The organism is Actinokineospora sp. UTMC 2448, assembly GCF_024760565.1.
GTDB lineage: Bacteria > Actinomycetota > Actinomycetes > Mycobacteriales > Pseudonocardiaceae > Actinokineospora > Actinokineospora fastidiosa.
On record NZ_CP031087.1, the window covers coordinates 1,593,546 to 1,610,324 of the forward strand.

Sequence of the window (16,779 nt, forward strand, 5' to 3'; positions counted from 1 at the left end):
CCTGAGGGGTGGATCAGACGTGGGCGGAGACGTACTTGACCGCGTCGCCGACCGTCTTGAGGTTCGCCAGCTCGTCGTCGGGGATCTTCACTCCGAACTTGTCCTCGGCCTGCACGGCGATCTCGACCATCGACAGCGAGTCGATGTCCAGGTCGTCCACGAAGGACTTCTCCGGGGTCACGTCGTCGGGAGAGACGCCCGCGACCTCCTCGACGATCTCGGCGAGGCCTTCGAGGATCTTCTCATCGCTGGGCTTGTCCGCCATCGCTGACGTCCTTCCTGTTGTGCCGACCGGGCCGGTACCGCACCGCCCGGAGAATGGGGGTTAGGGGCAGATCACCGCTTGCCCGGCGTAGGACAGGCCCGCGCCGAAGCCGATCAGCAGCGCCACGTCGCCGGGCTTGACCCGGCCCGCGGCGCGCATGTGGTCCATTGCCATCGGGATCGACGCCGAGGAGGTGTTGCCCGAGTGCACGATGTCGTCGGCGACGACCATGTCCTCGCGCGCGCCCTTGGCCCGCAGGCGCTTGGCGATCGCCTCGACGATGCGCAGGTTCGCCTGGTGCGGGATGAGCACGTCCACATCGGACGGCTGCAGGCCCGCCACCTCCAGCGCGCGCAGCGCGATCGGCGCGATCTGGGTGGTCGCCCAGCGGAAGACCGACTGGCCCTCCTGGTAGATCCAGCGGTCGTCCCGCATGTAGATCATGTCGACGAGGTCGCCTGCGCTGCCCCAGACCACCGGGCCGATGCCCGGGGTCTCGGCCGGGCCGACCACCGCCGCGCCTGCGCCGTCGGCGAAGATGATCGCGTTGGCCCGGTCGGTCGGCTCGACCCAGTCGGTCAGCTTCTCCGCGCCGATGACCAGCACCCGCCGCGCCGAGCCCGCCCTGACCAGGTCGGAGGCGGTGTTGAGGGCGTAGCAGAAGCCCGCGCAGGCGGCGTTGAGGTCGAACGCGCCAGCCGCCTTGACCCCGATCCGGTCGGCGACCTGGGCCGCGCCGTTGGGGATGGGCGTGGGCATGGTGCAGTTCGCCAGGATCACGGTGTCCACATCGGACGGCGCGAGCCCGGCGTCGGCCAGTGCCTTGGACCCGGCGATGACGGCCATGTCGACCAGCAGCTCGTCCTTGGCGGCGAACCGGCGCTCCCGGATGCCGACGCGCTCGCGGATCCACTCGTCGGTGGTGTCCATGATCTTGGACAGGTCGTCGTTGGTGACGACCCGCTCCGGCTGGTGGCTGCCGACGCCCAGCAGGCGGGTGGCGGCCGCGCCCTGGGTGATGCGCAGTGCGGTCATGCGGTGGTGCTCCCGATCAGCTCGGCCACCGTGTCGAGGTCGGCGGGGGTCTTGAGGGCCACGGTGGGGACGCCCTTCAGCTCGCGCTTGGCGAGGCCGACGAGCGCGCCCGCAGGCGGGAACTCGACGATCGCGGAGACGTCCCTGGCCCGCATGGTCGCCATGCACAGGTCCCACCGCACGGGGTTGGTGACCTGCTCGACGAGGCGGGACAGCACGTCGGCCCCGGTGGTGACGACGGCGCCGTCGCGGTTCGACAGCAGGGTGGCGGCCGGGTCGGCCGGGGTGGCCAGCGTCGCGGCGTGGGCGGCCAGCGCTTCTTGGGCGGGGGCCATGTAGCGGGTGTGGAAGGCGCCCGCGACCTTGAGGGTGATCGCCTTGGCGTCCTTCGGCGGCTCGGCGGCCAGCTCCTTGAGCGCCTGCAGCGACCCGGCGGCGACGATCTGGCCCGCGCCGTTGCGGTTCGCCGGGACGAGGTCCAGCTCGGCGAGGCGGGCGAGGATGTCCTCCTCGGTGCCGCGGACCAGCGCGGCCATGCCGGTGGGCTCCAGCTCGCAGGCCGCGGCCATCTCCCGGCCGCGCACGGCGGCAAGGGCGAGGGCGTCGGTCTTGGTGAGGACGCCCGCCATGGCCGCGGCGGCGAACTCGCCGATCGAGTGGCCCGCGATGAGGACGTCCGCCGGGATCGCCACGCGCTCGGCCAGGGCCTCGTGGGCCAGCAGGGTGGCCGCGACGATCAGCGGCTGGGTGATCGCGGTGTCCTTGATCTCCTCGGCGTCGGCCGTGGTGCCCAATCGCGCCAGGTCCAGGCCCGTGACCTCGGAGAACTCCGCCAGGCGCGCGGCGGCGCCGGGGAGTTCGAGCCAGGATGACAGCATGCCTGGGGTCTGGGAGCCCTGTCCGGGGGCGAGGAGAGCGATCACGCGTCCACTGAACACTGTCGGGGGGCCGGGCGCGCATGCCGTGGCTGACGAAGTCGGCGCGCCTGGATTGTAGGAACCCTCCAAAGGTTACCGGTGGATGAACCCCGTGGGCGTCGCTGCGTTGTGCAAAGTGGTGGGGTGAGCCTCACCACAGCCCGCGCGCCCGGGAGAGCCTGCCGACGGCGAGCGCCACCCGCAGCACCAGCCCGTCCCGGGGGTCGGCCGCGTTGCGTCCGGTGAGCTCGGCGGCCTTGCGCAGCCGGTAGCGGACGGTGTTCGGGTGGACGAACAGCTGGCGGGCGCAGGTCTCCAGGACCCCGCCCGCGCCCAGGTAGGCCTCGACGGTCTCCAGGAGCGCCCCGCCCGCCTCCTCCAGCGGCCGCGCGACCCGGTCGATGAGCTGCCACTCGGCCTCGGGGTCCCCGGCGAGGGCCCGCTCGGGCAGCAGGTCTGCCGAGCGCACGGGCCGGGGCGCCTCCGGCCAGGCCACGACCGCCCGCAGCCCGGACAGCGCGTCCGCGGCGCTGCGGTGCCCCTCGGCCAGGCTGGCGACCGTCGGACCGGCGACCACGGCGCCGTCGCCGAAGGCGTTGGCCATGCGCTTGAGCATCTCCATGTCGGCCGCGCTGTCGGTCGGCCCGGCCAGCACGACGACGAGCCGCGACCCCTGCACGCCCAGCAGCACCGCCCTGCCCGCCCGGGCTGCCCGGCTGCGCACCTCGTAGACCACGGTGGGCGGGTCGTCGGACGGCGGGTTGCCGACCAGCACCGTCGCCTCGGCGGCCGGGTCCCAGCCCAGGGCGGCGGCCCGGGACAGCAGCGACTCCTCGGCGTCGCCCCGGACGATGCCGTCGACGACCAGCGCCTCCAGCCGGGCGTCCCACGCGCCCCTGGCCTCGGCTGCGGAGGCGTAGGACATGGCGGAGGCGAAGGCCACCTCCCGGCCGTACCGCAGGACGGCCTCGGATAAGACGGCCCGCTCGTCGTCGTCGGCGGCGAGGTCGGGGACCATCTCCTCGAAGACCTGGAGGGAGACCCGCACCATCTCGACGGTCTGGCGGAGGCTCACCCACCGCGACAGCTCGCGCGGCGCGCCCCGGAAGGTGTCGGTGGTGAGGCGCAGGGCCTCCCGGGGGTCCTTCAACCAGGCGGTGAACCCGGCGACGCCGCTCTGGGCGACGAGCGAGACGCTGGCCCGCTGGTCGGCGGGCATGCGGCCGAACCAGGGAAACTCCCGGTCCATCGCCGCGACGGCGGCGGAGGCCAACTTGCCGGACGCACGCTCCACCGCGCCCAGGGTCTCCGCCGACAACCGCCGCCCGTTCACCCGATCAGACTCCCACATCGGCGCTGTCCCTTGCTGCGGGTCTTTCGGTGGGGGTCTTGGGTCCTTGGTGACGTTGTTCTTGGATCGGCTCGCCGGTTCCCGGCGTTGCTCTTGGTTTAAGAGCGTCCTCGCCGGACGGGCAGGTCTCCAGGATGGTCGGGCTTGCCTGCCATCCCGTCGACCTCCCGGAGGGTTACCACAGCCAGGGTGGGGGCGCGGAGCTTGCGTTTTCGCGGGTTAGGGCCCTGGGGCCCTAACCTGGCAAGTCCTGTTTCGTCGAGGGCCGCACCCCCACCCTGGCTGTGGTAAGGCTTCGCCAGGTCGACGGGATGGCAGGCAAGCCCTGCTTTGGGGGTGGGGCGGCTGAGTGTCCTCACCCTTCACCCACAAGATGATTGAGGCTCCAACGACTGGGTATCTACCCAAAAAAGAACAGCGAACTCGCCATGGTGTGGCTGGTTTGCATTCCCGCAACTGCCAGCCCGCCACTCCAGATCATTTGATCGCCAGTCGCCAGTCGCAGTCGCCAGTTGCCTGCCGTCAGTCGACCGCCGTCAGCCCACTTCCCCGAACTGGCACCCGCTGGGTCAGGAACCCACCGCACCGTGGGGGTCTGGGGGCTCGGCCCCCAGGCATCACAGCGGCCCGACCCCTAGCGAAGCGCGAAAGCGCGAGTAGGCCGGCCCGGTCCGGGCCGGCCGCCCGGCATGTCGGTGCGCTCGATGCCGGGCGGCCATCTCCCCGGTCCCCACCGGTGATTCCACTATGGAGGGCTGGTGATCGGGGTGCCAGGCGGGACAAGGGATTTCCCCCATTCGTGGCACCGGTTGCGGTTGCCGGTCCATGACCGGGGGGAAAGGATCACACAGGACAGTTGTGACCGTCGGGGGTCGTTGGGAGGTTCGTGATGGGTGAAGAGCTCCGCCAAGGGCTCGGGGCGGCGTGGTCGATGGTGGCCACGTTCGTGCCGAAGTTGCTCGCTTTCCTGGTCATCCTGTTCATCGGGTGGCTGATCGCGAAAGCGGTGGCCAAGGGGTTGTCGATGCTGATGGGGAAGATCGGCTTCGGTCGCCTCATGGAGAGGACCGGGATGCACAACCTGACCCGGAACTCCGGTATCGATCCCGGCAACATCATCGTCAAACTCGTCTACTACTTCATTCTGCTGATCGCGCTGCAGTTGGCGTTCGGGGTGTTCGGGCAGTCGAACCCGGTGAGCCAGCTGTTGAACCAGGTGATCGCCTTCCTGCCGCGCATCCTGGTGGCGATCGTGCTGCTGATCGTGGCCGCCGCCGTCGCGCGGGTCGTGCGGGATCTGGTGACCAGTGCGCTCGGGAACCGGCCCTACGCGCGCATGATCGGGACCGGCGCGTTCGTCTTCATCCTCGCGCTGGGCGTCATCGCGGCGCTCAACCAGGTCAACATCGCCACGACCGTCACCATGCCGGTGCTGATCACCGTCCTGGCGACCATCGGCGCCATCCTCGCCATCGGCCTGGGCGGCGGCCTGATCAAGCCCATGCAGGACCGCTGGGGCGGCTGGCTGGAGCGGGCGCAGTCGGAGATGAGCAGCGGCCGCGGCGCGCCGACGCCGCGCACCGAGCACGCTCCCGGCATGCAGACCGCCTCGGCCACGTCCACCGCGTCGACCGCGACGGGCGCCCGGCACGGGGCCACGCCGACCGACACGCCTACGCCGCCGACGGGGTTCGAGCAGCGGCCGCGGTAGCGGGCACGTCGAGGGGCGTCGGGCACATTCCCGACGCCCCTCGACGCGTTCGGGGGGAGGATCGACATCAGCACCCGCGAACGGGGGAGGACGCATGCACGTGCTGATGGAATCCGGCTTCACCGTGCTCGGGCAGCCGATCACCTGGGCCGAGCTCATCGGGCAGGTGTTCGCGCTGGCCGTGGTGTTCCTGGCGCAGCGGCGCACGCTGTGGACGTGGCCGGTGCAGCTGGTCTCGGTGGGCCTGTTGTTCGCCGTCTACGTCAGCGCGCACCTCGGCGGGCTGGCGATCCGGCAGGTCGTCGTCGGCCTCATCGCCGTCTACGGCTGGTGGGCGTGGACGCGCCGCCGCGACCCGGTCTTCGGGGTCGCCGTCCGGCGGGCGACGCCGGTGGAACTCGGCGTGGTCGGCGCCGCCTACGTCGCGGGGACGGTCGCGTTCGCGCTGGTCCTGACCGCGCTGGAGGCGTCATGGGCGCCGTGGCCGGACGCGGCGATCTTCGTCGGGACGGTCATCGCCTTCGCCATGCAGGCCCGGGGCGTCGTGGAGTTCTGGCTGGTCTGGCTGGTGGTGGACGCCGTCGGCGTGCCGCTGCAGATCGCGTCGGGGCTGTGGTTCAGCGCCGTGGTCTACCTGGTCTTCGCCGGATTGGTCGTCCACGGCTGGATGAGCTGGTTCCGGTCCGCGCGGGCCCAGCTCGCCCCCGTGTGAGGGCGAGCCGGGCCGCCGGACTATGCCACGCCCGGGTCGGACGTCTGCGGGCCCGCCGCGGTGACGTCGTCGATCCGGTAGCGCCGGGCCGCCTCCTCCGCCTTCGCGGTGTCGATCTCGCCTCGGCGGGCCAGCGCGGTCAGCACGCCGACGGTGATCGACTCGGCGTCGACCATGAAGTGCCTGCGGGCGGCCGGGCGGGTGTCGGAGAAGCCGAACCCGTCGGTGCCCAGGGTGACCATGTCGGTGGGCACCCACGGCCGGATCAGGTCCGGCACCGCGCTCATCCAGTCCGACACCGCCACGACCGGGCCGGGCTGGCCGGACAGCGCCGTGGTGACGTATGGCACGCGCGGCTCGGCACCGGGGTGCAGCAGGTTGCGCCGCTCGGTGTCCACGCCGTCGCGGCGCAGCTCGGTCCACGACGTCGCCGACCAGATGTCGGCGCGCACGCCCCACTCCTCGGCCAGCAGCTCCTGGGCCCGCAGCGCCCAGGGCAGCGCCACACCGGAGGCCAGCACCTGCGCGCGGGGGCCGTCGCCCTCGGCGCGCTTGTACCGGTAGAGCCCGCGCAGCAGGCCCTCGACGTCCAGGTCCTCCGGCTCGGCGGGCTGCACGTACGGGTCGTTGTAGACGGTGAGGTAGTAGTAGATGTCCTCCGCCTGCTCCCCGTACATGCGGCGCAGGCCGTCCTTGACGATGTGGGCCAGCTCGTAGCCCCACGCCGCGTCGTAGGCCACCACGGCCGGGTTGGTCGCCGCCAGCAGCAGCGAGTGCCCGTCGTTGTGCTGCAGGCCCTCGCCGGTCAGCGTCGTGCGGCCCGCGGTGGCGCCGAGCACGAAGCCGCGCGCCATCTGGTCGGCCGCGGCCCACAGGCCGTCGCCGGTGCGCTGGAAGCCGAACATCGAGTAGAAGATGTAGACCGGGATCATCGGCTCGCCGTGCGTGGCGTAGGACGTGCCCGCCGCGGTGAACGACGCCGTCGAGCCCGCCTCGTTGATGCCCTCGTGCAGGATCTGGCCCTGCTCGCTCTCCTTGTAGCTGAGCATGAGCGAGGCGTCGACCGAGGTGTAGAGCTGGCCGAGCGGGTTGTAGATCTTCTGCGTCGGGAACATCGAGTCCATGCCGAACGTGCGCGCCTCGTCCGGGATGATCGGCACCAGGCGCGGGCCGATCTCCGGGTCCTTGGCCAGGTCGCGGACCAGCCGGACGAACGCCATCGTGGTGGCGACCTCCTGCTTGCCGGACCCGCGGCGCACCACGTCGTAGACCTTGTCGCCGGGCAGCACCAGGGCCTTGGCCTTGCCGCGGCGCTCAGGCAGGTACCCGCCGAGCTGGCGGCGGCGCTCCTGCATGTACTGGATCTCCGGGGCGTCGGTGCCCGGGTGGTAGTACGGCGGCAGGTACGGGTCGTGCTCCAGCTCCGCGTCCTCGATCGGGATGCGCAGCGTGTCGCGGAACAGCTTGAGGTCCTTCAGCGCCATCTTCTTCATCTGGTGCGTGGCGTTGCGGGCCTCGAAGTGCGGGCCGAGGTTGTAGCCCTTGATCGTCTTGGCCAGGATCACCGTGGGCTGGCCGACGTGGTCCATCGCCGCCTGGTAGGCCGCGTACACCTTGCGGTAGTCGTGGCCGCCGCGCTTGAGGTTCCAGATCTCCTGGTCGGACATCGGCTCGACCAGGGCCTTGGTGCGCGGGTCGCGGCCGAAGAAGTGCTCGCGGACGAAGGCGCCGTCGTTGGCCTTGTAGGTCTGGTAGTCGCCGTCGGGCGTCTGGTTCATCAGGTTGACCAGCGCGCCGTCGCGGTCGGCGTGCAGCAGGGCGTCCCACTCCCGGCCCCAGATGACCTTGATGACGTTCCAGCCTGCGCCGCGGAAGTAGGACTCCAGCTCCTGGATGATCTTGCCGTTGCCGCGGACCGGGCCGTCGAGGCGCTGCAGGTTGCAGTTGATGACGAAGGTCAGGTTGTCGAGCTGCTCGTTGGCCGCGACGTGGATCAGCCCGCGCGACTCCGGCTCGTCCATCTCGCCGTCGCCGAGGAAGGCCCACACGTGCTGCTGGGAGGTGTCCTTGATGCCGCGGGCGTGCAGGTAGCGGTTGAACCGCGCCTGGTAGATCGCGTTCATCGGGCCGAGGCCCATGGAGACGGTCGGGAACTCCCAGAAGTCCGGCATCAGCCGGGGGTGCGGGTAGGACGGCAGGCCGCCGCCGGGCCCGGCGTGGGAGAGTTCCTGGCGGAACCCGTCGAGCTGGTCGGCCGAGATGCGGCCCTCGAGGAACGCGCGGGCGTAGATGCCGGGGGAGGCGTGGCCCTGCACGAAGATCTGGTCGCCGCCGCCCGGGTGGTCCTTGCCCCGGAAGAACCAGTTGAAGCCGACCTCGTAGAGGGCTGCCGAGGAGGCGTAGGTCGAGATGTGCCCGCCGACGCCGACGCCCGGCCGCTGCGCGCGGTGCACGGTCATGGCCGCGTTCCAGCGGATCCAGGCCCGGTAGCGGCGCTCGACCTCCTCGTCGCCGGGGAACCACGGCTCCTTCTCGGTCGGGATGGTGTTGACGTAGTCCGTGCTGGTCAGCGCGGGCACCCCGACGTGGCTCTCACGGGCGCGCTCCAGCAGGCGCAGCATCAGGTAGCGGGCGCGCTGCTGGCCCCCCGAGGCGAGCGCGGCATCGAACGACTCCAGCCATTCCGACGTCTCCTCCGGGTCGATGTCGGGGAGGTACGCCGCGAGGCCGTCGCGGATCACGCGTACGCGCTCGGGGGTTCCCGGGCTGTTCTGGGAGGCCAAGAGGAACTCCAGACTGGGTCGTTGGGACAAGTCACGCGCGCGCGTGTGCGCGCGCGTGTAGGAACCACTCTGCCATGTTCCGCTGAATCGAGATTGACGTCATCGTTACTGGTCAGTAGGGGTGCCCGGGCGCGGCCCCGCGTACACCATCGCGGCGTGTCGGGAAGCAGACGGTTGCGCAGGTGGGCACTGTCAGTGTTCGCTATCGCCTAACCGAACAGGCATTACGCTCCTCGGACGGGACGAGAACGCCCGGCGGGACGTGTGAGCGGGACTGGAGGAAAGACACCGTGGTGGCCGCGGGAGACGCCGGGTACGCAGGCGTCGCCGACAAACTGGGGATCACAGAAGACGACGTCGTCCAGGAGATCGGCTGGGACGAGGACGTCGACGATGAGATCCGCGCAGCTGTCGAGGAGCGCATCGGCAGCGAGTTGCTCGACGAGGACGCCGACGAAGTCGTCGACGTCGTCCTGCTCTGGTGGCGGGAGGGAGACGGCGACCTCGTCGACGCGCTCATGGACGCCATCGGGCCGCTGGCCGACAGCGGGGTGATCTGGGTCCTGACTCCCAAGACCGGCCGTCCGGCCCACGTCGAGCCGAGCGAGATCGCCGAGGCGGCGCCGACCGCGGGCCTCGCGCAGACCTCCAGCATCAGCGTGGGCGACGACTGGATCGGCACCCGGCTGGTCTCGCCGAAGTCGGTGAAGACCAAACGCTGAGTCCCACCGGACGAACACCCGGGCGGCGGTCCGTCCGGGTGCCCTAGGCTTGGGCGCTGTACCAGGCCCTTGAGTAATCGGAGGACTCCGCACGATGGCGATCGAGGTCGGCTCCAAGGCCCCGGACTTCACGCTCAACGACTACAACAAGCAGCCCGTCACGCTGTCCTCGTTCCAGGGCGAGAAGAACGTGCTGCTGGTGTTCTACCCGTTCGCGTTCAGCGGCATCTGCCAGGGCGAGCTCTGCCAGGTCCGCGACGAGCTGTCGGAGTACTCCGACAAGAACGTCCAGGTCATCGGCGTGTCCGTGGACACCCCCTTCAGCCTCAAGGCGTGGGCCGACCAGCAGGGCTACACCTTCCCCCTGCTCTCGGACTTCTGGCCGCACGGCGAGGTCGCCAAGACCTACGGCGTCTTCCACGAGGACGCGGGCCTGGCCCTGCGCGGCACCTTCCTGATCGACAAGACCGGCACCGTCCGCTACGCCGAGGTCAACGCCCCCGGCGAGGCCCGCGACCAGGCCGCCTGGAAGAAGGCAGTGGCCGAACTGGCCTAGTGTTTGTGGGGTTCCGCGGGTTCGCCCCCGTGGGGCCTTGCGGGCGTATAGCTCAGCGGAAGAGCACTCGGTTTACACCCGAGCGGTCGCAGGTTCAAATCCTGCTGCGCCCACCAGAACGTAGATCATTCAAACCACGCTCCGAACAGATGTCGCGGAGCGCGTTGTCAGGCGAACAGCCGCGGGGCTGGTGTGGTCGGATGCTCGCCGATAAATCTGTCGCTTGACGTTGGGCGGTGTGTTTCCGGTTATTCGGCCGTCGGTAGGCGGGCGATGAGGGGTGGGGTTTCGAGGAGGCGTTTGGGTTGTTCGTGGGCGGTGCGCTCCCACCAGCGGCCGTTGGCGTCGTGGAAGACGATTGTGGGGTAGTAGAGGGCGGCGACCGGGTCGGCTTCCTCGGGCCAGGTGACGGTGATGGGTGGGGTGGTCACCGTCTTGCCTGGGGCTACCGCGCCGAGGACGTAGGGGGCTGCTGTGCCGTCGATGTGCCACGTGGTGGTCTTGATGTCGCCGCAGCGGCCGTACAGGGCGGTTAGGCGGACGCTGGTGATCGGGAAGGCGCCGAAGTTGGTGTAGGAGATGCGCAGGGCGGGTGGGTTCTCGGCGCGGGCCGCGGAGAGCAGGCGGGCGTGGGCGGACTCGCTGTCGCGGCGTTCGGCGTCGCGGTGCCTGCTGTCGCGCAGGGCGATCCAGAAGGCGACCACGACCGCGGCGACCGTGGCCATCGCCCCCGCGACCTGGCCCCACGCGGCGAGCACGTCCGCCTCCACGACGGTGAAGCCGAGGTCGACGAGGGTGGCCGAGGAGATCATCAGCCTACGATCGGCGATGCCCGCATAGCCGGGCAATCGGGCGTCCGGGTTGTCCTGGCTCTCGGGCGACTGCTCGGGGCATATCGTCACCGGGAACAGTGATCACGAGGAGGTCAGGTGGTCGAGGAGATCGCGCCGGTTGCCCGGACTATCACGACCAGGGCCGCTGACGGGCGGACCATGATCGGGCACGTCGTGCTGTGTCGGGATGACGACTTCGTGGCGTTGTGGCAGGTCAGCGCGGATGGGTTGGCTACCGGTGCTTGGGTTGTGCCGGTGGGGGAGGCGTTGGGGGATGCCGCCTCGTGGATGGTCGGGTGTTGTGCTCAGCGGGCGTTGATTGACGTTGACCCAGCCGGTGGGGTGGAGATCCTGGGCGAGTTGCGGAAGGCGGCGGGGGTCGAGGGGGCCGCGCCGCGGGTTGTGTCGCTTGTGGATGGTTACCGCGAGATCGTGGGAATCCGGGCGGCCTGTGCTGAGGCGGTCGCGGAGCGCAAGCAGGCCAAGGCGGTGGAGTGGCCGGTGGATTTGCCGGAAGAGGCTCCGACGGATCTGCGGGGCTTCCAGGAGTTGGCACGGCTTCCGAAGCCGCGGGCGGACCGCGAAGTGGCCGCGGAAGCACTGCTGCGGTGTGCTGTCACCGCCTGGGTACTGCAGCGGTGGAAGGAGACGGTCACCGCCGTGCGCAGGCGGAGCTATTTGCAGGAGTTGGCCGTCCCAGCGCTAGTGCCGCCGCGCTGGGAGGCCGAACTCTGTGCCGCGTTCGCCGACTAGTCGGCAAGGCGTTCTAGCGGGCGGGCTCGAGGTCCTCGTCCGGGTCGGCCGACTCGGCGGCCAGGGCGGTCGCGGGGGCGGTGGCGTTCTTCTTCCGCTTGCGGAGGATATGGACGATCACGAAGATCAGCACCGCGCCGCCGACGATGAAGGCGCCGCCTCGGCCCATGTGCTTCTCGATCTCCTTGGCCGCCTCGCCCAACGCCGCGCCGATGGCGATGTGGACGGCCGACCAGCACGCCGCCCCCGCGACCACGGCGGGCAGGAACTTGCGGTACGGCAGGCCGGACGTGCCCGCGGCCGCCGGGGTCAGCGTGCGCACGACCGGCAGGAACCGGGCGAAGAACACCGCCCACGCCCCGCGCCTGCGCAGGATCCCGGTGGCCTTGTCCCAACCGTCCACGCCGTATTTCTGGATGAGCTTGGTCTCCCGCAGCCTGGGGCCGAACCGCCTGCCGATGCCGTAGCCGATGGAGTCGCCGATGCCAGCGCAGACGGTGACCACCGCCCACAGCACCATGAAGCGCGCGGGGGTGTCCACCGTCGTCGCGGCGATGAGCAGACCGCCCTCACCGGGCGCGATGAACCCCAGCCCCACGGTGCACTCGGCCAGCACCAGCCCGCCGGTGGCGGCGACCAGCGCGGGCTGCGGCAGCGCCTGGAGCCATTCCAGGACGTCGGTCAGCAGAGCCACGTAACCCCCTCAAGAACCGCGGCCCCCCTCTGGCGCCGCCCGTGCAGTCTCTCGTTCAGAGGGAGCGTGGCATAACCGGGTTCCACCCTGAATCAGACCAGGAGATGACCCTGAGGTCTCACTTCCGGAGTAGGGCCGTGATCTCCTGACGGGCGTCGCCCGCCTCGGCGAGGTGCCGCAGGTTCTCCGGGACGGTGTCGCCGCGGTGCGCGACCGCCTGCGTGTAGAGCCTGCCCGCGCGGTAGGACGAGCGCACCAGCGGACCGGCCATGACGCCTGCGAACCCGATCGCCTCCGCGGCCTCCTTGTGCTCCAGGAACTCCTCGGGCTTGACCCAGCGCTCCACGGGGTGGTGGCGCACGCTCGGGCGCAGGTACTGGGTGATCGTGATGATCTCGCAGCCCGCGGCGTGCAGGTCGCGCAGCGCGGCGGTGACCTCGTCGGGGGTCTCGCCCATGCCCAGGATCAGGTTGGACTTGGTGACCAGGCCCTCGGCGCGGGCCCGGGTGATGACCTCCAGCGAGCGCTCGTACCGGAACGCCGGTCGGATGCGCTTGAAGATGCGCGGCACCGTCTCGACGTTGTGCGCGAGCACCTCGGGGCGCGACGAGAACACCTCGGCGAGCTGGTCGGGCTCGGCGTTGAAGTCCGGGATCAGCAGCTCGACGCCCGTGCCGGGGTTGAGCGCGTGGATCTGGCGCACCGTCTCGGCGTACAGCCACGCGCCGCCGTCGGGCAGGTCGTCGCGGGCGACGCCGGTCACCGTCGAGTAGCGCAGGCCCATCGCCTGGACGGACTCGGCGACCCGGCGCGGCTCCTCGCGGTCGAACTCGGCGGGCTTGCCGGTGTCGATCTGGCAGAAGTCGCAGCGGCGCGTGCACTGGTCGCCGCCGATGAGGAAGGTCGCCTCGCGGTCCTCCCAGCACTCGTAGATGTTGGGACAGCCCGCTTCCTCGCACACGGTGTGCAGGCCCTCGCGTCGGACGAGGCCCTTGAGTTCGCGGTACTCCGGGCCCATCTTGGCCCGGGTCTTGATCCACGAGGGCTTCTTCTCGATGGGCGTCTCGCTGTTGCGCACTTCCAGTCGCAGCAGCTTCCGACCCTCAGGCGTCACCGTCACGCCAGCCAGGCTACGCCGCGCCCCGAGGTGACCGGTATCACGCGCGTCACTCGGGCGCGGGCGCGATCCCGGTCAGCTCGGCGGTGCGCTCCCAGAGGCGTCGTCCCAGGTCGGCGTTGCGGGCCGCGGAGCGCGCGCGGGCGCGTTTGGGGCTGCCCGCGACCTCGCCGATGCCCTGCGGCCCGAAGTACTCGCCGCCGGTGACGTCCGGGGCGGTCGCCGCGTAGAGCTGGGGCAGCGCGCCGCGCTGGAGGGACTGGGTGATGAGTCGGTTGCCGAAAGAGACGATCGAGGTCGCGGCCTGGCCGAAGCGGCCGGAGCCTCGGGTGCGGGCGGAGTTGGCGGCCAGCTCGGTGTCGGTCAGGCCGGGGTGCGCGGCGACGCTGACGACCTCGGACCCGGCAGCGCGCAGCCGCCGGTCCAGCTCGATGGCGAAGATCAGGTTGGCCAGCTTCGAGGCGCTGTACGCCCCGACCGCGCGGTAGCGGCGGCGCTCCCAGTTCAGGTCGTCGACGTCGAGGCCGGGGCCGCGGTGGGCGAGGCTGGAGAGGGTGACGACGCGGCCGGTGACCGCGGGCAGCAGCAGCCAGGTGAGCGCGGCGTGGCCGAGGTGGTTGGTGCCGATCTGCAGCTCGAACCCGTCGACCGTGACGCCCTTGGGCGGGCCCATGATCCCGGCGTTGTTCATGAGCACGTCCAGCCGGTCGCCGGTGCGCTCGCGGACCTCCTCGGCCGCCTTGCGCACGGAGGCGAGGTCGGCCAGGTCGAGCTGGAGCAGTTCGGCCGCGCCGTCGATGGTCGCCAGCGCGGCCTTGCCCTTCTCCGGCGAGCGGCAGGCCATGATCACGTGCGCGCCCTTCGCGGCGAGCACCTGCGCGCTGCGCAGGCCCAGCCCGGAGTTCGCGCCGGTGACCAGCACCGTCCGGCCGGTCTGGTCGGGGATGTCGGCTTCGGACCACGCCATCGGCTCGCCTTCCTACTGGTGAGTACGCCGCCATGCTAGGGGGATCACCATGAGAAGGGCCTCAGGCGCTGGCGACCAGCCTGCGCAGGAACTGCTCGACCCGGTTGCCCCGGTGCCGCTCGCGGCTGGGCGTGCTGCGGATCAGCGCGAGGTAGGCCGCGCCGACCCGGGCGATCTCCTCGGCGGGCTCGGTGTGCTCGGCCAGGCCGGAGGCGATGGCCAGCATCCGCTGCTCGCCCTCGATCGCGGGCCTGAGCACGCCGCCGTGGGTGTCGGTGTTGGCGTCGAGCACGCGGCGCAGCACCGGGTGCTCGGCGGCCGTGGCCCGCCACGCCTGCGCGACGGCCTCGACCGGATCGATGGTGGCGTCCTTCTCCGCCTCGGCCTGGGCCAGCCCCACCCGGCCGGTGAGGCGGACCGACCACCGGTAATGCAACGCCAGCAGCAACTCGCCCCGATCGGCGAATTCCGCGGCGGCCTGCTCCGGAAAGGGCAGCGGCCCCTCCGGGTCGTGCCGAGCCAGTTCGAGCACCGCGTCCAGGGCGTCTCGCCTGCGGTAATAGTCCGTCCAGCTCATGGTCTCGTCCCCTCTGCGTGACCTGCGCCATACCGTGGGTTTGCGGCATACCGTCGGTACGGTGCCAACCTACCACGAGTACGTACCCGTGGTATGTCGTAATCTTGTGAACGTGGTGACAGCGCAGTCGCGAAAAGCGGACTACAGCGAATCGACCCGGCAGGCGCTGGTCGACTCCGCTGTCTCGCTGTTCACCGAGGGCGGTTACGCCGCGACGTCCCTCGACGCCGTCGCCCGCCGCGCGCGGGTGACCAAGGGCGCGCTCTACCACCACTTCAGCGGCAAACAGGCGCTGTTCGAGGCCGCGTTCGACGCCGTCGAGGTCGCCGTGATGACCCGGCTCGGCCAAGTCGTGGCGGGCGGCCCCGAGGGCGTGTGGGACCGGGCGATCAGGGGCGTGAAGGCGTACGTCCGGGTGTGCCTGGAGCCCGCCTACCAGCGCATCGTCATCCACGAGGGCCCGGTCGTGATGGGCTGGGAACGCTGGCGCGCCGCCGAGGAGCACTTCAGCTTCGGCCTGGTGCGCGCGGTCCTGGAATCGCTCATCGCCGCGGGCGAGATCGACGAGCTGCCGATCGAGACCACGTCGCGCATCCTGTTCGGCGCCCTGTCGATGGGCGCGGCGATCATCGCCGACGCCGACGACCCGGAACGCGCGGTGTCGGAGGTGTCGACGACGGTCGTGCGGGTCCTGGAAGGCATGCGCCGCACGGCGTCGTAACACGGGACGTCGTGCTCGCGGTGTTACCGGTGTGATCCCTGCTCCGGTCCTGCCCGGTCCCGCGTTGTCCGATCCCACGACCGCGCTCATGGTCGCCCGCGCGGTGTATATGCGGCGGTGGTCGCTCCTCTTGCCCGCGGTCGTACCGTTTGTGGTCATCTCGGCCTGGCTGAGGGTCGCCGCGGGCGAACTCCCGTTCGCGAACGCGCTGATCCTGACGGTCCTGGCCTGCTACCTGGTGGCCTGGTGCGTCGGGAAAGTGGTCACGCTGCGCTGGACCCGGGGCAGGGGGCGGCTCGCCGTCGAGCCGTGGCAGCCGGTCGCCGCGGTGGTCCTCCGGCGGGCGACCGGGTTGCGGCGCACCGTGCTCGACATGGGCCTCGGGCGACAGGTGGCGGTGCGCTTGCCCGCCGGGCACGAGGAGACCGTGGTCCGCACCGGCCGCGCGTGGCTGGTCGCCGGACCGCGGGTGCTCATGGTCAGGGCGGACGGGTCGCACCGGGTGTTCGCCGCTAACGCGACGGAGTTGGTCGCGGCGGCGGCGGTGGAGCCCGTCGACGCCGACCCGTTCACCCCCGCCGTCCTGGCGGCACGGGCGATGCGCCGGAGCACGGCGCTACTCGTCTCGGTGGCGGCGTCGTGGTCGGCGGCTTACGTCCTCATCTGGTGGGAGATCGGCAGGCCCTGGTACGCGCCCGTGCTCACGGCCACGCCGCTCGTGCTGATCTGGATGGCGCCCCTGCTGATGGTGGCCCTGCCCGCGTGGCGCGCCGTGGCCCGGCCGGCGTCGGGGCCGTGGACGTGGGTGTCCGCGGTGATGGACCCGTGGAAGGCGCACACGGACGCGCCGACCAGGGCCTCCGGGAAGGCGACGCTGGCCGACGGCGCCCGGCTGGTGGTCAAGCTCCCCGCCGCGCCCGCCGACTTCCTCGGCGCGGTGTGGGAGACCGGTGGCTTCTGGGTGGCGGGGACCCCGGAGCCGGGGCGCGTGCTGGCCGCGGGCTTTCCCCACGCTCCGCTGGCCGCCGCCGTCCGGTTCCGCCCGTTGTGACAGGGGGACCGGCT

At 71.1% G+C, this 16,779-nt stretch carries 17 protein-coding genes and 1 tRNA gene; 8 read left to right on the plus strand and 10 right to left on the minus strand.

What is annotated here, in order from left to right:
- Positions 1 to 13: 13 nt before the first annotated feature.
- The 4 genes from Actkin_RS07630 to Actkin_RS07645 form a co-directional block, all read right to left on the minus strand.
- Positions 14 to 265 (minus strand): acyl carrier protein, encoded by a 252-nt coding sequence (locus Actkin_RS07630; protein ID WP_189211998.1) that lies wholly within the window; start codon positions 263 to 265, stop codon positions 14 to 16.
- Between the two features lie 60 nt (positions 266 to 325).
- Positions 326 to 1,300 carry a beta-ketoacyl-ACP synthase III gene (locus tag Actkin_RS07635; RefSeq protein ID WP_189211997.1) on the minus strand — a complete coding sequence of 325 codons (975 nt, stop codon included), beginning with the start codon at positions 1,298 to 1,300 and terminating at the stop codon, positions 326 to 328.
- Positions 1,297 to 2,238, minus strand: a complete 942-nt coding sequence (locus Actkin_RS07640; RefSeq protein ID WP_309569123.1) for an ACP S-malonyltransferase — start codon at positions 2,236 to 2,238, stop codon at positions 1,297 to 1,299. Before Actkin_RS07640 ends, Actkin_RS07635 begins: the two co-directional genes overlap by 4 nt.
- 130 nt (positions 2,239 to 2,368) lie before the next feature.
- Positions 2,369 to 3,568: a PucR family transcriptional regulator gene (locus Actkin_RS07645; RefSeq protein ID WP_189211995.1), complete on the minus strand. Its 1,200-nt coding sequence runs from the start codon at positions 3,566 to 3,568 to the stop codon at positions 2,369 to 2,371.
- An 889-nt stretch (positions 3,569 to 4,457) separates the two neighbouring features.
- Here Actkin_RS07645 and Actkin_RS07650 point away from each other — a divergent pair.
- Positions 4,458 to 5,279, plus strand: coding sequence for a mechanosensitive ion channel family protein (locus Actkin_RS07650; protein ID WP_189211994.1), 822 nt, complete (start codon positions 4,458 to 4,460; stop codon positions 5,277 to 5,279).
- Between the two features lie 94 nt (positions 5,280 to 5,373).
- Positions 5,374 to 5,991, plus strand: a complete 618-nt coding sequence (locus Actkin_RS07655) for a nicotinamide mononucleotide transporter family protein (protein ID WP_258906502.1) — start codon at positions 5,374 to 5,376, stop codon at positions 5,989 to 5,991.
- Positions 5,992 to 6,011: 20 nt separating this feature from the next.
- Here the strand turns inward: Actkin_RS07655 and aceE are convergent, their stop codons facing one another.
- Positions 6,012 to 8,774: a pyruvate dehydrogenase (acetyl-transferring), homodimeric type gene (gene aceE / locus Actkin_RS07660; protein WP_189211992.1), complete on the minus strand. Its 2,763-nt coding sequence runs from the start codon at positions 8,772 to 8,774 to the stop codon at positions 6,012 to 6,014.
- 290 nt (positions 8,775 to 9,064) lie between these two features.
- Between aceE and Actkin_RS07665 the strand changes: the two genes are divergently transcribed.
- The 3 genes from Actkin_RS07665 (at position 9,065) to Actkin_RS07675 (ending at position 10,168) form a co-directional block, all read left to right on the plus strand.
- Positions 9,065 to 9,496, plus strand: a complete 432-nt coding sequence (locus tag Actkin_RS07665) for a DUF3052 domain-containing protein (RefSeq protein ID WP_189211991.1) — start codon at positions 9,065 to 9,067, stop codon at positions 9,494 to 9,496.
- A 94-nt stretch (positions 9,497 to 9,590) separates the two neighbouring features.
- Positions 9,591 to 10,052: a peroxiredoxin gene (locus Actkin_RS07670; protein WP_258906503.1), complete on the plus strand. Its 462-nt coding sequence runs from the start codon at positions 9,591 to 9,593 to the stop codon at positions 10,050 to 10,052.
- A gap of 41 nt (positions 10,053 to 10,093) precedes the next feature.
- Positions 10,094 to 10,168, plus strand: a tRNA-Val gene (locus Actkin_RS07675).
- A 132-nt stretch (positions 10,169 to 10,300) separates the two neighbouring features.
- Here Actkin_RS07675 and Actkin_RS07680 read toward each other — a convergent pair.
- On the minus strand, positions 10,301 to 10,954 hold the full coding sequence (locus Actkin_RS07680; protein WP_258906504.1) for a hypothetical protein: 654 nt from the start codon (positions 10,952 to 10,954) through the stop codon (positions 10,301 to 10,303).
- Positions 10,955 to 10,981: 27 nt separating this feature from the next.
- Here Actkin_RS07680 and Actkin_RS07685 point away from each other — a divergent pair, with 27 nt between their 5' ends.
- Positions 10,982 to 11,638: a DUF6218 family protein gene (locus tag Actkin_RS07685; RefSeq protein WP_258906505.1), complete on the plus strand. Its 657-nt coding sequence runs from the start codon at positions 10,982 to 10,984 to the stop codon at positions 11,636 to 11,638.
- Positions 11,639 to 11,651: 13 nt separating this feature from the next.
- Here Actkin_RS07685 and Actkin_RS07690 read toward each other — a convergent pair whose 3' ends face one another.
- The 4 genes from Actkin_RS07690 to Actkin_RS07705 form a co-directional block, all read right to left on the minus strand.
- A complete protein-coding gene (locus Actkin_RS07690) occupies positions 11,652 to 12,332 on the minus strand; it encodes a DedA family protein (protein WP_258906506.1) in 681 nt (226 codons plus the stop codon).
- 118 nt (positions 12,333 to 12,450) lie between these two features.
- Positions 12,451 to 13,452 (minus strand): lipoyl synthase, encoded by a 1,002-nt coding sequence (lipA, locus tag Actkin_RS07695; protein ID WP_189211986.1) that lies wholly within the window; start codon positions 13,450 to 13,452, stop codon positions 12,451 to 12,453.
- 46 nt (positions 13,453 to 13,498) lie between these two features.
- Entirely contained in the window at positions 13,499 to 14,416 is a 918-nt protein-coding gene (locus Actkin_RS07700; RefSeq protein WP_258906507.1) for an oxidoreductase, read from the minus strand.
- Positions 14,417 to 14,477: 61 nt separating this feature from the next.
- Positions 14,478 to 14,993, minus strand: coding sequence for a hypothetical protein (locus Actkin_RS07705; protein ID WP_258906508.1), 516 nt, complete (start codon positions 14,991 to 14,993; stop codon positions 14,478 to 14,480).
- A 115-nt stretch (positions 14,994 to 15,108) separates the two neighbouring features.
- Here Actkin_RS07705 and Actkin_RS07710 point away from each other — a divergent pair, with 115 nt between their 5' ends.
- A complete protein-coding gene (locus Actkin_RS07710; protein WP_258907879.1) occupies positions 15,109 to 15,714 on the plus strand; it encodes a TetR/AcrR family transcriptional regulator in 606 nt (201 codons plus the stop codon).
- Between the two features lie 31 nt (positions 15,715 to 15,745).
- Entirely contained in the window at positions 15,746 to 16,765 is a 1,020-nt protein-coding gene (locus Actkin_RS07715) for a hypothetical protein (RefSeq protein ID WP_258906509.1), read from the plus strand.
- Positions 16,766 to 16,779: the final 14 nt, after the last annotated feature.